Consider the following 14184-nt stretch of genomic DNA (forward strand, 5'->3'; position numbering starts at 1 on the left):
CGCCGCCCCCACCGGCTCCCCCACACAAAGGCCTTCGTCCATGCCGCGCATGCTTCCCCCCACCCCCGGCGCCGGGGAATCCGGCTCCCGGAGCCCGCGCGTCGTCGTGGCGGTCCTGACGTTCTCCGGGATCACCGTCGCGTTCGTGCAGAGCATGGTGTTCCCGATCGTTCCTCACCTGCCCACCTATCTGGACGCCTCGCCGGCGGACACCGCCTGGGTGGTGACCGCCACCCTGTTGAGCGGCGCCGTCACCACACCGGTGACAGGACGCCTCGGCGACATGTACGGCAGGCGTCGCATGCTCCTGTTCGGGCTGGCCGTCATGGTGCTGGGCACGGTGATCTCCGCGCTCAGCGGGTCCCTCGCCCCGCTGCTCGTCGGCCGTACCCTTCAGGGCCTGGCCAACGGCGTGATCCCACTGGGCGTCAGCATCATGCGGGACGTGCTGCCCGCCGAGAGACTCCCCACGTCCACCGCCGTGATGTACGGCTCCCTCGGCGTCGGCGGCTCCTTGGGCCTGCCCGTCGCCGCGCTCCTCGCCGACAGCTTCGACTGGCACGTACTGTTCTGGACCGCTGCCGCGCTCGGCTCCGTCGCGGCACTCCTCGTCGCCCTGCTCGTGCCCCCGTCGCCGGTGCGCGCCGGCGGGCGCTTCGACGTCACCGGCGCCGTCGGCATGGCGACCGGCCTGGTGTGCCTGCTGCTCACGGTCTCCAAGGGCGAGGACTGGGGCTGGGACAGCGGCCCCACCCTCGCCCTGGTGGCCGGGGCCACGATCGTCTGGCCCCTGTGGGGCTGGTTCGAACTGCGCTCCCCGCAGCCCATGGTGGACCTCCGCGCCAACGCCCGCCCACAGGTACTGTTCACCCACCTCACCGGACTGGCACTCGGGTTCGCGGTGTTCGTGACCGGCCTGGTTCTGCCTCAGTTGCTCCAGATGCCGGAGGAAACCGGCTACGGGCTGGGCAAGTCCCTGGTCGTCACCGGCCTGTTGATGGCCCCGCAGGGCCTGACGATGATGGCGGTCTCCCCTCTCGCCGCCCGGCTCACCACGGCCAAGGGCCCCAAGGTGACCCTCGTCGCCGGCTCCGTGATCACGGGCACCGGCTACCTCCTGGCCACGGTGCTGATGTCCGAGGTCTGGCAGATCGTCGTCACGTCCTGCGTCGTCGCCGTCGGTGTCGGCTTCGCCCTCGGAACCCTGCCGGCGCTCGTCATCGGCGTCATACCCGCGTCCCAGACCGGCGCCGCCATCAGCCTCAACACCCTCATGCGGTCCATCGGCACCTCCGTTTCCAGTGCCGTCGCCGGTGTGATCCTCGCTCACATGACCATCGGCTCGGGCAGCGGCACGGTGCCGTCCCGGAACGGTCTGCGCGCTGTTCTGGCGATCGGTGCCGGGGCCGCCGCGGTCGCCCTGGTCTTCGCGTCCTTCATCCCCGGCAGACAGCCGACCACGGACACCACGGACGCCACGGAAACTCCCGCTCTCCCGGTCCTGGGAAAGCCCACGGCTGACGCCGAGTAGGCGATACGCCACAACGGTTCCCGTACGCCGTAACGGTTCCCGTTCGAGCCCGCACCGCACGCTCACCTCTTTCCCGCGACCTCACCCGTTCTCAACACCCGTTGATGCCGAGATCCCTCCGGAGGAGAAGCATGATGCCGTACCTCGCCCAGGCCACCGGCGAACCGACAGGAGGTCTGGCCGGCTGGGCCGTCGACATGATCGACGCGCTCGGCGGAGCAGGGCTCGCATTACTCACCGCCCTGGACAGCCTGCTTTTCGGGGCTCTCCCGGTCGACGTGCTGCTGCCGCTCGTCGGATACACCGCCACCCAGGGCGCCATCAACATCGGCACCGCCATCGTCTGCGCCACCGCGGGATCGGTCGTCGGCAGTCTCGCCCAGTACGCGCTCGGCGCGCGGCTCGGCCGTGATCGTGCCCGTGCCCTGCTGCTGAAGTTCCCGGGCATCAAAACGGAGACCGTCGACCGCGCCGAGGCATGGTTCGCCCGGCACGGCGCCAAGGCTGTGCTGTTCGGCCGTGTGCTGCCCGTCATCCGTCCGCTCATCTCCATCCCGGCCGGGGCCGAGCGGATGTCGCTGCCGAAGTTCGTGCTGTTCACCGCGATCGGCACCATGACGTGGACCGCCACCCTGCTGCTCTCCGGATATCTCCTGGGCGAGAACTGGCACCGGGTCACCGACTACGCCGGCATGTTCGCGTACGTCGTTCTCGTCACCGTCGTCCCGGGCCTCGTCCTCATCGCCGTCAGGCGCCGCAACCGGCGCCGCCGGGAAGCCGCGACCGTGGTCGGCGAGACCGAGCGCACCGAGGTGGGGTGACCGTCCTCGGCCTCACGGCCCTGGCAGGAGCGGTTGCGACGACTTCCCCCGCCACGGCCGAAGGGCAGGCCGCCGGCAACCTCACCGCGACCGGGTGCCGAGCACCGTCAGCCCCTGACCAGCGCATCGCCGGTCACCGGTGACCGAGCCACAAGGACGAGTGGCATTAGTACTGGGGTACTAGCCGCACCCCGACGGTTCGGTCCCACAGGGGGCAGGGAGCGCGCGAAACCGCCCCTAGCTTGAGATCAAGGGTCGATCGACCCCGCGCACTGACGTAACGATCTCTTCTCCTGTGGGAGCAATCCGTGGCCACCTTTCTGTACCGACTGGGACGGCTCGCCTTTCGGCGACGACGCCTCGTCGTCATCTTGTGGATCGCCGTCCTGGCCGCCGTAGGCATTGGCGCCATGAGTTCCACCGGCAAGACCTCGGACAGCTTCACGCTGCCCGGCACCCAGTCCCAGAAAGCCATCGACCTGCTGGGCGAGGAGTTCCCGCAGGCCTCCGCCTCCGGCGCCTCCGCCCGAGTCGTCTTCGAAGCACCCGACGGGCAGAAGCTGACCGCCACCGCCACCAAGGCCGCGGTCGAGTCGATGGTGGCGAAGCTGGAGAAGTCGCCGCAGGTGGCGAGTGTCTCCGACCCCTTCACCAGCGGACAGGTCAGCAAGGACGGCACCATCGGCTACGCCGGGGTGACGTACAAGGTCGCCCAGGCCGATGTCAGTGACGCCGCGCACGACGTCCAGACCGCTGTCGTGGAGCAGGGCGGGAAGGCCGGCATCACGGTGAGCCTGGGCGGCGACGCCGTCGCCGACACCGCCGCAAGCAAGGCCGCCGAACTGATCGGGCTCGGCGTCGCCGCCGTCGCCCTGGTGATCACCTTCGGCTCGCTGATCTCCGCCGGACTGCCCCTGCTCACCGCGATCCTCGGCGTGGGTGCGGCCATCCTGTCGATCACCGTCGCCACCCAGTTCTTCGACATCGCCTCCCAGACGTCCGCGCTGGCGCTGATGCTGGGCCTGGCCGTCGCCATCGACTACGCCCTGTTCATCGTGTCCCGCTACCGAAACGAGATCCGCGACGGGCACGACCCGGAAGAGGCCTGCGGGCGGGCCCTGGGCACGGCCGGCTCCGCGGTCGTCTTCGCCGGCCTGACCGTGATCATCGCGCTGGCCGGACTGAGCGTCATCGGCATCCAGATGCTCACCTCCATGGGCCTGGGTTCCGCCTTCGCCGTGGCCGTCGCCGTGGTGATCGCGCTGACTCTGCTGCCCGCCCTGCTCGGCTTCGCCGGTATGCGGATCATGAAGAACAAGCTGCTGTCCCCCCGCATGAAGGCCCTGGAGCGCGGCGAGGGCGAGTCGATGGGCGTGCGCTGGGCGAAGTTCGTCACCCGCAACCCCGTCAAGGTCCTCGCCGTCTCGGTGATCGGCCTCGGGCTGCTGGCCATCCCCGCCATGTCACTGCGTCTGACCCTGCCCGACGACTCCATGAAGCCCCCCGGCAGCACCCAGCGCCTGGCCTACGACACCCTCCGCGAGGGATTCGGACCGGGCTTCAACGGCCCGCTGACCGTGGTCGTCGACGCCCGTGACAGTGACGACCCGAAGACCGCCGCCGCGGACGCGACCGCGGTGCTCAAGAAGCTGGACGACGTCGCCTCGGTCCGTGACGCGGCCTTCAACGAGGCCGGTGACGTCGCGATCATCGGTGTCGTCCCGGAGAGCTCCCCGACCAGTCAGGCCACCAAGGACCTGGTCGCCGACATCCGCGACCACAGCGCCGCCCTGCAGAAGGACACCGGCGCCGACCTGATGGTCACCGGCACCACCGCCGTCAACATCGACGTCTCCACGAAGCTCGCCCAGGCCCTGATCCCCTACCTCGCCATCGTCGTCGGCCTGGCCCTGATCCTGCTCCTGCTGGTCTTCCGCTCGATCCTGATCCCGCTCAAGGCCGCCCTCGGCTTCCTGCTCACCATCGCCTCCACCCTCGGCGTCCTGGTCGCCGTCTTCCAGTGGGGCTGGCTCGCGGATGTCTTCGGCGTCGACCAGACGGCACCCATCGTCAGCGTGCTGCCCATCCTCCTGATCGGTGTCGTCTTCGGCCTCGCCATGGACTACGAGGTCTTCCTCGTCACCCGGATGCGGGAGGAGTACGTCCACGGGGCCACCCCCACCCAGGCCATCATCGGGGGCTTCCGGCACAGTGGCCGGGTGGTCACCGCCGCCGCGGTCATCATGATCGCCGTCTTCTCCGGGTTCCTCCTCGACGACGCCGCTCTGATCAAGTCGGTCGGCCTGGGTCTCGCCTCCGCCGTCCTCTTCGACGCCTTCGTGGTCCGCATGACCATCGTCCCGGCGGTGCTGGCCCTGCTCGGCCACCGTGCCTGGGCCCTGCCCAGGTGGCTCGACCGCGCCATGCCCAACGTGGACGTCGAGGGCGAGAAGCTGCGCCACACGCTGGACGCCGACAGCACGAGCACCGCACCCGAACCCGTACTCGCCGGCGTGGGCGCCGGAGTCCACCAAGGCGCTGGCAGCTACAGCTCCCCGCAGGTCTTCACCGACTCCGGCTCCGATGCCCCGGACACGGCCACGTTCACGTCGCCGCTGCCCCACCACCACCACGGCCGGCCCCGGGGACTGTCCGGGCTCATGCAGCGGCGCGCTGACAACCGTGGCGCCGAGACCCCCATGGACACGGGCGCCGGGTTCCAAGCGGCCTCGGACAGCGGCTCCACCGGCGTCAACGGCCCTGGCGACACGGAGACGCCGAGCCGTCGTGCAAAGCTCCGAAGCGAGAAACTGGGACTGTCCAGGTTCAAGCAGCGTCCCGCACGCACCGGTGACGCCACCTCGCCCGAAACGACCGAGCCGAAGGCCAGCACGATGAAGGGGATACGGAAGAAGATGTTCCGCAAGCGCTGACGGCAACGAGTCGCAGCGACAGCTGCCGACCCCCGCCCGACCCACCACCGGAACGGCCGACTCCCACCGGCCGCCCCCATCCCCGCCCGCCGGTCCAATCCCCCGGGACCGGCGGGCGGCCCCCGACCCGCGAAGGACTCCCCGTGACCGTGCCGAGCGCACCCGCCCCCCGCCCGGGCGAAGACCGGACCCTGGAGACCCTGGCGGGCGATTCCGAGCAGCGCGTGATCGCCTCGGTCCTCTACCGGCTGGCCGCGTTGCAGCGAGCCAACCGGGCCCACCCCAAGATCCGCCACTGGGGGATTCCGGCTCTCTGCGCCGCGCTCGGCGCCACCTCCTACCTCAACCCCTTCAACAAGGGCGACGTACCGGCGCAGCTGGCCCTCATCGCCGCCTTCGCCGTCCCCCTCCTGTGGCGGGAGCGCCGGCCCATGCTCGTGTTCGCGCTCACCACCGCCGCGTCCGTGGCAGCCCTCCCTCTCGGGGTGATGACCGGCTCCGAGTCCGCACGCGTCGTGGCCCTCTTCAACGTCGGCCGCCACTGCAGCCCGCGCCAACTGGCCCTCGCCGTCGGCGTCACCACCGTGCAGCTCGTCGCGTGGGCCGCCGTCTTCTGGAGGGGCCGCCAGCTGGAACACGCCACCCGGCCGGAGGTCGTGACCGTGCTGGCGATGACCGCGATGGCGGCGTTCGCCGCGCTCGGTCTGCTGAGCCGACTGGCCAGCGCCTACATCGACACCCTGAGGAAGGAACGCGACCAGCAGGCCCGCCTCGCCACCGCGCAGGAACGCGCCCGGGTCTCCCGTGAGATGCACGACATCCTCGGCCACACCCTCTCGGTCATCGTCGGCCTCGCCGACGGCGCCGCCGCCCTCACAGAGACGAAACCGGAACGCGGCGCCCAGACACTCCGCATCATCAGCGCCAGCGGACGCGACGCCCTCGCCGAACTCCGCCGCCTCCTCGCCGTCATCGGCGACGACAACGAACGAGCGGGCGAGGCGCCGCTCGCCCCACAACCCGGTCTGGCCGACCTCGACTCCCTGCTGGAGCGCGTCCGCGCGGCGGGCCCCAGCGTCACCCTGGACACCCACGGCGACCTCACACGCCTGCCCCCGGGCCTCCAGCTGTCCGTCTACCGCATCGTCCAGGAGGCCCTGACCAACACCGTCAAGTACGCCGCCCCCGACACCTCGGTCCAGGTGTCCCTCACCGTCGGCCCGGACGCCCTCCACGTCACCGTGGAGGACGACGGCCCGCCCCGATCACCGCGAACCCGCCACCGGCGGACCGGGGGCGGTCGTGGCCTGGTCGGCATGCGCGAACGCGTCGCCCTCTACAAGGGCACCGTCACCGCGGGCCCCAACTCCCGCGGCGGCTGGACCGTCCGCGCGTTCCTCGTCCCCAACCCGCCCTCCCCCAACTTCTCGACCTCGCACGAGCAGGGGGAACCCCCGCCCTCCCCGGAGCACCGCTCATGACCACAGTTCTCATCGTCGACGACCAGGCCCTGCAGCGCATGGGCTTCAACATGCTCCTCGAAGCCCAGCCCGAGATGACCGTCGTCGGCGAGGCCACCAACGGCGCCGAAGCGGTCCGTATGACCGCCGAACTGCGCCCCGACGTCGTCCTGATGGACGTACGCATGCCGGGCATGGACGGCATCGAGGCCACCCGACGCATCGTCGAGTCCGGCGGCCGCTCCCGCATCCTGGTGCTCACCACCTTCGACCTCGACGAATACGCCTACGACGCCCTGCGCGCCGGAGCCAGCGGCTTCCTGCTCAAGGACGCCCTGCCCGAGGAACTCGTCGCCGGTGTCCGCGCGGTGGCCGCCGGCGACGCCGTCATCTCCCCCGGCCTCACCCGCAAACTCATCGACACCTTCGGCGACCGCCTCCCCGGCCACTCCCCGCAGCAGCAGCGCCGACTCGACGAACTCACCCAGCGCGAACGCGAAGTCCTCACCGCCATCGCCAGCGGCTGGACCAACACGGAGATCGCCGAAGGCCTGCACCTCGCCGAATCCACCGTCAAGTCCCACATCGGCCGCATCCTCACCAAGATCGACGCCCGCGACCGCGTCCAGGCCGTGATCTTCGCCTACGACACCGGACTCGTCCGCCCGGCCTGACCGACCCCGCCCCGCTCGCCCGGCTCGTCCGATGCCCGGGCCATCTCCCCACGTCGCCACCCGTGTTCACCGCCACGTCCCCGAAGCCCGACCACCTCGGCAACACCGCAGCCGAGCATCCACAACGAAGGAACAGGACACAGCAATGGGATCACTGGCACGAACCGGCATGGGCGTGGCCCTGGCGTGCGGGGTACTGGTCACCGCCGTCAGCATCGGACAGAACTCCGACAGCGACGACTCCAAGGCACAAGTGAACAAGACATCGGTGTCGGCACCGCCCAAGGGGCCGTACGTCGCTCTCGGGGACTCGTACACCTCGGGTCCCAAGATCCCTCCCCAGACCGGCGATCCGGCCGGCTGCGACCGGTCCGGCCGCAACTACCCGTCCGTCGTGGCGAAGGAACTCGGTGTCAAGGCGGCCGACTTCCGCGACGTCAGCTGCAGCGGCGCCACCATCACCGACCTCACCACCCCCCAGTCCACCGACCACGGCACCAACCCCGCCCAGCTCTCGGCGCTTTCCACCTCCACGAGGGTGGTCACCCTCGGCATCGGCGGCAACGACATCGGCTTCAGCTCGATGATGACCAAGTGCGTCGCCACCGGATCGCTCTTCAAGCTGGCCGACAGGCTCACGGACGTCACCGACAACGCGCCCTGCAAGGAGAAGTACACCTCCGGCGAGACCGACGAAGTGGCCCGGAAGATACGCGCCACGGGCGACCGCCTCGCCCGGGCTCTGACCGAGATCGACCGCCGCGCGCCCCAGGCCAGGGTCTACGTCGTCGGCTACCCCGCGATCCTGCCCGCCGAAGGCACCGAGTGCGGCCGCGAACTGCCCCTCGCCCCCGGCGACGTAACGTTCATGCGCCAGAAGCAGCAGGAGCTCAACACCATGCTCGGCGAACGCGCCCAGGCCGCCGGAGCGACGTACGTCGACACGTACGCCCCGTCCACCGGACACGACGCCTGCTCCCCCGCCGCCAGCCGCTGGATCGAACCCCTCCGGCCCAGCAGCCCAGCAGCCGTCGTCCACCCCAACGAACGCGGCGAACGAGGCATGGCCACCGCCGTCCTGAGCGCCATGAAGAACTGACGACACCCCAGCAGGACGTAAGCCGCGGGCAACCGGCAGGGAGCCCGCCTCATCCACGTCCTTCACACACCCGCGACTCCGGGCGCGTGTGCTCGAGCGGAGCGCGCGCCCGGTACGCACCGGCCGCCCGTGGGGACAGGCGCCGGTGCGAGGGAAGGGCCCGGCCGCGGATCCGGAACCCCAGCATCCACGGCCGGGTCCTCGCCCTCTTGCTCCGCCCCGCTCCGAACATGGCGGCCGAACGCCTCCGGGCCCGGTCCGCCGGGAGAACGCCCGCATGACCACGGTACTCATCGTCAACGACCAGGCCCTGCAACGTCTCGGCCTGCGCATGTTCCTGGAAGCCCAGCCCGACCTCACCGTCGTGGGCGAGGCGACCGACTGCGCCCAAGCAGTCCGAGCCGCCACCGCCCTCCAGCCCGACGTCGTCCTCCTGGACCTGGGCCGAACGGACACCGACCGCATTCAGGCGATACGTCGCATCACCCGACTCGACTGCCGTGCCGGGGCGTCTCGCACCGAACCGGCCGGCGGGCTCCCCCCGCGGGTGCTCGTGCTGATCGCATCCGACGGCGACGAGTACGCCTGTGCCACCCTGCGCGCGGGCGCCGACGGAATCCTCCTCAAGGACGCCCTCCCCGAAGAACTCGCCGCAGCCGTGCGCATCGTCGCGCTGGGAGGCTCAGTCCTGTCTCCTCGCCTCACGCGCGCCCTGATCGAGGCCGTCCGTGAACGGGATTCCACCGACAGGCCCGACCGGAGACAAAGGCTGTCCGGCCTCACCGAACGCGAAACCGAAGTACTTGCCGCCCTCGCCTCCGGCTGGAGCAACTCGGAGATCGCCGAGCGGCTGTCGATAGCACCGACCACGGTCAAGACCCACATCAGCAGCATTCTCGCCAAGATCGGCGCCCGCGCCCGGGTGCAGGCCGTCGTCTTCGCCTACGAGACAGGTCTGGTCAGGCCACCATGGCAGCAACCTCGTCCACGCGCATCAGACTTCTCGGATCAGCCAGGAGGAGGGTTCCGGTCCGCCTAGAGGATGGCGACAACGACCTCGGTCGTCGTCCGAGTCGGCACCCGGCGCCCGAAAACGCCGACTGGGCGCGGCAGTTGCCCCCACGCGGCCCCTGCGTGCCGAGAAGCTCACCCGGCTGGCCAAGGAAGCCGCCGCCGGCGGCTTCTCCCAGATCAAGCTCAAGGTCGGCGGCGACCTGAACAACGACATCCGGCGGCTGCGCACCGCCCGTGCCGCCGTCGGTGACGGCATCCGCATCGCCATCGACGCCAACCAGCGCTGGAACGTCGGCGAGGCCGTCGAGTGGGTCCAGGCCCTGGCGGAGTTCGAGCCGTACTGGATCGAGGAACCCACCAGCCCCGACGACATCCTCGGCCACGCCTCCGTCCGCAAGGGCGTCGAGCCCGTGAAGGTCGCCACCGGCGAACACGTCCAGAACCGCATCGTCTTCAAGCAGCTGCTCCAGGCGGGCACCCTCGACGTCCTGCAGATCGACGCGGCCCACGTCGGCGGCGTCAACGAGAACCTGGCGATCCTGCTGCTCGCCGCGAAGTTCGGCATGCCGGTGTGCCCGCACGCCGGAGGTGTGGGGCTGTGCGAACTGGTGCAACACCTTTCGATGTTCGACTATCTGGCGCTGTCCGGCACGACCGAGAACCGCGTCATCGAGTACGTCGACCACCTGCACGAGCACTTCACCGCGACGGCGGTGATCCGCGACGGCCACTACACGGCTCCGTCGGCACCCGGCTTCTCCGCGACCATGCACACCGGGTCCATCGCCGAATTCCGTTACCCCGACGGCACGTTCCGGGCCGCCGACCTCGCCGCGGACAAGGCCGTCCGATGACCGGCCTGTCAGGTCTCACGGCCGTCGTGACCGGCGGTGCGTCCGGCATCGGGCTGGCCACGGCCCGGCTGCCGGCCTTGCGGGGCGCCGAGGTCGCCGTACTCGATCTCGACCCCTCCGGGGTGCCAGAGCCGTTGCTCGCTCACAAGGCCGATGTCACGGACGACACCTCGGTGCGGGCCGCGGTGCGGGAAGCGGCCGAGCAACTGGGCGGCTTGGACATCCTGGTCAACAACGCCGGTATCGGTGCCGCCGGAACCGTCGAGGGCAATCCTGACGGCCTGTGGCACCACGTCCTCGACGTCAATGTCCTCGGCATGGTGCGCACGACCCGTGCGGCCCTGCCGCATCTGCGGCGCTCGGCCCGTGCGGCGGTGGTCAACACCTGCTCCATCGCCGCCACCGCGGGCCTGCCGCAACGCGCTCTGTATTCCGCGAGCAAGGGTGCCGCGCTGTCGCTGACCCTGGCCATGGCCGCCGACCACGTCGCCGCCATCGTCTACCTCGCGAGTCCCGAGGCCGCCAGTGTCACCGGCACCGCGCTCGCCGTCGACGGCGGTATGCAGGGACTCCGGATCCGCCCGGCGACCGGCGACCGGCTCATGAGAACCCGGCGGTTGTGCGGCACCGACGTCCAGGTCACCGATCTGGCGTTCGGTGCCGCGGGCGTCGGCAAGCTCTACCGCCCGATCGGGGAGGAGGACGCCCTCGCCACTGTGGACGCCGCCTGGAACGCGGGCATCCGGGCACCGTCCGCCTCCGCGAGAACGCCATGATCGACCCGGTCGATCACTGGCTGGCCAAGATCTTCGACCCCGACCACGCGGCGTGCAGCCGCGAAGGCCACGCTGGACGCAAATGCAGGTCGAGGCAAAGAGAGGATCACACCAGTGCGCCTGACCTACGACCACGAAACACGGATGGTGCCGACCGAAATCCGGCCAGCACCATCCGTGTGCATAAAGAGTGTGTCCGAGGGGGGACTTGAACCCCCACGCCCGATAAAGGGCACTAGCACCTCAAGCTAGCGCGTCTGCCATTCCGCCACCCGGACCAGGTGTCTGCCGCCGTCGGGAGTGCTCCCCGCAGCGACACGAACAACAATACCAAGCTTTGAGAGTGCCTTTCACCTGCATATCTCTCACCATGGGCAGCGGGACGGTGACTGTATGCCCACGCGGCTACCGCTCCCGCTGGTGGTACATCTTCCGGGTGTGTTCCGTGTGGGCCCGCATGATCTCCGTGGCCCGCTGACCGTCACCGTCCGCGATCGCCGCGATCAGCTCACGGTGCTCGATCCACGACTGCCGGCCACGCTGCCGGGCCACCGGCGTGTAGTACCAGCGCACCCGGCGGTCGACCTGTGCGGCCAGCTCCGCGAGAACCGTGTTGCCCGCGAGTTCCATCACCTTCGCGTGCAGTCGGGCGTTCATCGCCACCGCGCCGTCCACGTCGTCGACGGCGACCGCGCGCTCACCCTCCGCGCACATGTCCTCCAGTACGGCGATGGCCGCGGCACCCGCGTTGGCCGCGGCGAGCCGGGCGGCTTCCGCCTCCAACAGCGTGCGGACGGTGAGGAGTTGGTCCGCCTCCTCCTCCGTCGGCTCGTGCACGAAGGCACCCTGGGCGGGCCGCAGATCCACCCAGCCCTCGGTGCTGAGCCGTTGCAGCGCCTCGCGAACCGGCTGCCGTGACACCCCGAGATGCCCGGCGAGTTCGCTCTCGACGAGATGCTGGCCGGGCCGCAGGGCACGCGTGGTGATCAGTTCGAGCAGCGCCTCGTACACCCGGTCGCGCAACGGACCGGGGCGTTCGAGCTTCGGTACCGCGCCCTGCGGCAGTCCTGTCGTCGACAGCATGACGGCCCCTCCTCCGCAGCGTCGTCGCCACATCTGAGAGCCCAGTATGAATTGGCTTTCGCCTACAGTCTACGGCGCACAAACGACCGGAAACCCAGCTCACGCGGCCCCGCGCGGCCGTCCGGACGCCGTCCCGGACCCTTGCTGCCACCACTTCCATCCTGTAGACAATATTTCGTCGACAGTTTTCGACAGTTCCGCGGTACACCCTCGACCGAACGGAGCGCCACCCAGTGAAAGTCGCCATCCTCGGCGCCGGAGCCATCGGCGCCTACGTCGGCGCCGCCCTGCACCAAGCAGGCGCCGACGTCCACCTCGTCGCCCGTGGACCGCACCTCGCGGCCATGAGGCAACACGGCGTACGGGTTCTCAGCCCCCGCGGTGACTTCACCGCGCACGCCCACGCCACCGACGACCCCGCCGACATCGGCCCCGTCGACTATGTCCTCCTCGGGCTCAAGGCCAACTCGTACGCGGCGTGCGGGCCGCTCATCGAGCCGCTGCTCCACGAGTCCACCGCTGTCGTCGCCGCCCAGAACGGCATCCCGTGGTGGTACTTCCACCATCACGGCGGACCCCACGACGGCCAGCGCGTCGAGAGTGTGGATCCCGGCGGCGCGGTCAGTGCCGTACTCGCGCCGGAGCGGGCCATCGGCTGCGTCGTGTACGCGGCGACCGAGCTGGAAGGGCCGGGCGTCGTCAGGCACTTGGAGGGCACGCGGTTCTCGATCGGTGAGCCGGACCGTTCCCTCTCCCCGCGCTGCCAGGCCTTCAGCGAGGCGATGCGGGCCGGCGGACTCAAGTGCCCCGTCGAACCCGATCTGCGCAACGACATCTGGCTCAAGCTTCTCGGCAACATCTCCTTCAACCCGATCAGCGCCCTCGCGCGCGCCACGATGCGCCAGATGTGCCACCACGGCGGCACCCGTCAGGTCATCCAGACCATGATGGAAGAGACCCTGGCCGTCGCCGAGGCCCTCAACTGCCGTGTCGGCATCTCCATCGAGCGCCGCCTGGCCGGCGCCGAGCGCGTGGGCGACCACCGCACGTCCACCCTCCAGGACCTCGAACGCGGGAAACCCCTCGAACTCGACGTCCTCCTGACCGCCGTCATCGAACTCGCCGACATCACCGGCGTCGACGTCCCCACCCTTCGGACCGTCCACGCCATCAGCGATCTCCTCGCACTGGGGACCGCCGCATGATGCCGGAGTAGTCGAGCCACGGCCCCCGACGGCGGGGCCCCTGGCGGCGGGGAGCGCCCCCTGCGCCGCGGGGGTCCCGCCCCTTTGTGCGAGCGCGGACCCTCCTGGGCGGTATGGATTCTGTATACTATCCATCTGTATACTGTCGCTCTGTATGCATTCCGCATCCAACTGCCCCTGCACGGAGGCGACATGGAAGATCTGCATCCCGAGGTGGTGCTGGGAATGGCCACCCAGGCGCCCGACGGCATAGTGATCATCGACGGCGAAGGGCTGATCCGCTTCTGGAACCGGGGCGCGGAGCGCATCTTCGGGTTCTCGGCGGACGACGTGGACGGCCGCAGTCTGGACGTCATCATCCCCGAGCGGCACCGCAAGCGTCACTGGGACGGTTTCCAGGAGGCCATGGACCGGGGGACGACCAAGTACGGCGACGCGGATCTGCTGAACGTACCCGCGCTGGCGGCGGACGGCCGCAAGCTGTCCATCGAGTTCAGCGTGGCACTGCTGCCGGGCCCCGACGGCAGCACCTACGTCGGGGCGGTCATCCGGGACGTCACCGCGCGACGCGAGCGGGAGCGGGAGCTGATGCGGCGGCGGGCCGAGGCGGACACCGCGAGCAAGGCGACGGTCTGAGGCGCCGCCGGACACGTGGAAGCTCCAGGCCCAGGGACGCGGCGCACTGGTCGCCCTGGCCCATCGTCCCCGGGGCCACCGCGACCAGCGGACGCGCG

General features: G+C 70.1%; 9 protein-coding genes, 1 tRNA gene and 3 pseudogenes. 11 read left to right on the top strand and 2 right to left on the bottom strand.

The window, feature by feature from the left end:
• Positions 1 to 49 precede the first annotated feature (49 nt).
• From ACWDR4_RS30065 to ACWDR4_RS30105, 9 genes and pseudogenes are all read left to right on the top strand, one after another.
• Positions 50 to 1531 (top strand): MFS transporter, encoded by a 1482-nt coding sequence (locus ACWDR4_RS30065; protein WP_450413237.1) that lies wholly within the window; start codon positions 50 to 52, stop codon positions 1529 to 1531.
• A 131-nt stretch (positions 1532 to 1662) separates the two neighbouring features.
• Positions 1663 to 2352 (top strand): DedA family protein, encoded by a 690-nt coding sequence (locus ACWDR4_RS30070; RefSeq protein WP_450413238.1) that lies wholly within the window; start codon positions 1663 to 1665, stop codon positions 2350 to 2352.
• Positions 2353 to 2660: 308 nt separating this feature from the next.
• Positions 2661 to 4868: pseudogene (locus ACWDR4_RS30075) on the top strand (MMPL family transporter); the annotation flags it as partial.
• A 560-nt stretch (positions 4869 to 5428) separates the two neighbouring features.
• Entirely contained in the window at positions 5429 to 6766 is a 1338-nt protein-coding gene (locus ACWDR4_RS30080) for a sensor histidine kinase (RefSeq protein ID WP_450413239.1), read from the top strand.
• Positions 6763 to 7419 carry a response regulator gene (locus ACWDR4_RS30085; protein WP_450413240.1) on the top strand — a complete coding sequence of 219 codons (657 nt, stop codon included), beginning with the start codon at positions 6763 to 6765 and terminating at the stop codon, positions 7417 to 7419. Before ACWDR4_RS30080 ends, ACWDR4_RS30085 begins: the two co-directional genes overlap by 4 nt.
• A 145-nt stretch (positions 7420 to 7564) precedes the next feature.
• Positions 7565 to 8518 carry an SGNH/GDSL hydrolase family protein gene (locus ACWDR4_RS30090; RefSeq protein ID WP_450413241.1) on the top strand — a complete coding sequence of 318 codons (954 nt, stop codon included), beginning with the start codon at positions 7565 to 7567 and terminating at the stop codon, positions 8516 to 8518.
• Positions 8519 to 8795: 277 nt separating this feature from the next.
• Entirely contained in the window at positions 8796 to 9557 is a 762-nt protein-coding gene (locus ACWDR4_RS30095; protein ID WP_450413242.1) for a LuxR C-terminal-related transcriptional regulator, read from the top strand.
• Between the two features lie 100 nt (positions 9558 to 9657).
• Positions 9658 to 10386 (top strand): annotated as a pseudogene (locus ACWDR4_RS30100) (enolase C-terminal domain-like protein); the annotation flags it as partial.
• Positions 10383 to 10970, top strand: a pseudogene (locus ACWDR4_RS30105) (SDR family NAD(P)-dependent oxidoreductase); the annotation flags it as partial. The pseudogenes ACWDR4_RS30100 and ACWDR4_RS30105, both read left to right, overlap by 4 nt.
• A gap of 385 nt (positions 10971 to 11355) precedes the next feature.
• Here the strand turns inward: ACWDR4_RS30105 and ACWDR4_RS30110 are convergent.
• Positions 11356 to 11440: transfer RNA gene (locus ACWDR4_RS30110), tRNA-Leu, on the bottom strand.
• A gap of 127 nt (positions 11441 to 11567) precedes the next feature.
• Complete coding sequence (locus ACWDR4_RS30115) at positions 11568 to 12242, bottom strand: GntR family transcriptional regulator (RefSeq protein WP_450413249.1); 675 nt, start codon at positions 12240 to 12242, stop codon at positions 11568 to 11570.
• 236 nt (positions 12243 to 12478) lie between these two features.
• Here ACWDR4_RS30115 and ACWDR4_RS30120 point away from each other — a divergent pair, with 236 nt between their 5' ends.
• Together ACWDR4_RS30120 and ACWDR4_RS30125 are read left to right on the top strand one after the other, a co-directional pair.
• A complete protein-coding gene (locus tag ACWDR4_RS30120; protein WP_450413243.1) occupies positions 12479 to 13450 on the top strand; it encodes a 2-dehydropantoate 2-reductase in 972 nt (323 codons plus the stop codon).
• Between the two features lie 192 nt (positions 13451 to 13642).
• Positions 13643 to 14086: a PAS domain S-box protein gene (locus ACWDR4_RS30125; protein WP_450413244.1), complete on the top strand. Its 444-nt coding sequence runs from the start codon at positions 13643 to 13645 to the stop codon at positions 14084 to 14086.
• Positions 14087 to 14184 lie beyond the last annotated feature (98 nt).

Source organism: Streptomyces sp. NPDC000878 (assembly GCF_053599695.1).

What these genes read in the sequence shown, in the direction of transcription:
- ACWDR4_RS30065 (WP_450413237.1), top strand. Translation starts at nt 50, where the DNA reads ATGCTTCCCCCCACCCCCGGCGCCGGGGAATCCGGCTCCCGGAGCCCG.
- ACWDR4_RS30070 (WP_450413238.1), top strand. Translation starts at nt 1,663, where the DNA reads ATGATGCCGTACCTCGCCCAGGCCACCGGCGAACCGACAGGAGGTCTG.
- ACWDR4_RS30085 (WP_450413240.1), top strand. Translation starts at nt 6,763, where the DNA reads ATGACCACAGTTCTCATCGTCGACGACCAGGCCCTGCAGCGCATGGGC.
- ACWDR4_RS30090 (WP_450413241.1), top strand. Translation starts at nt 7,565, where the DNA reads ATGGGATCACTGGCACGAACCGGCATGGGCGTGGCCCTGGCGTGCGGG.
- ACWDR4_RS30095 (WP_450413242.1), top strand. Translation starts at nt 8,796, where the DNA reads ATGACCACGGTACTCATCGTCAACGACCAGGCCCTGCAACGTCTCGGC.
- ACWDR4_RS30125 (WP_450413244.1), top strand. Translation starts at nt 13,643, where the DNA reads ATGGAAGATCTGCATCCCGAGGTGGTGCTGGGAATGGCCACCCAGGCG.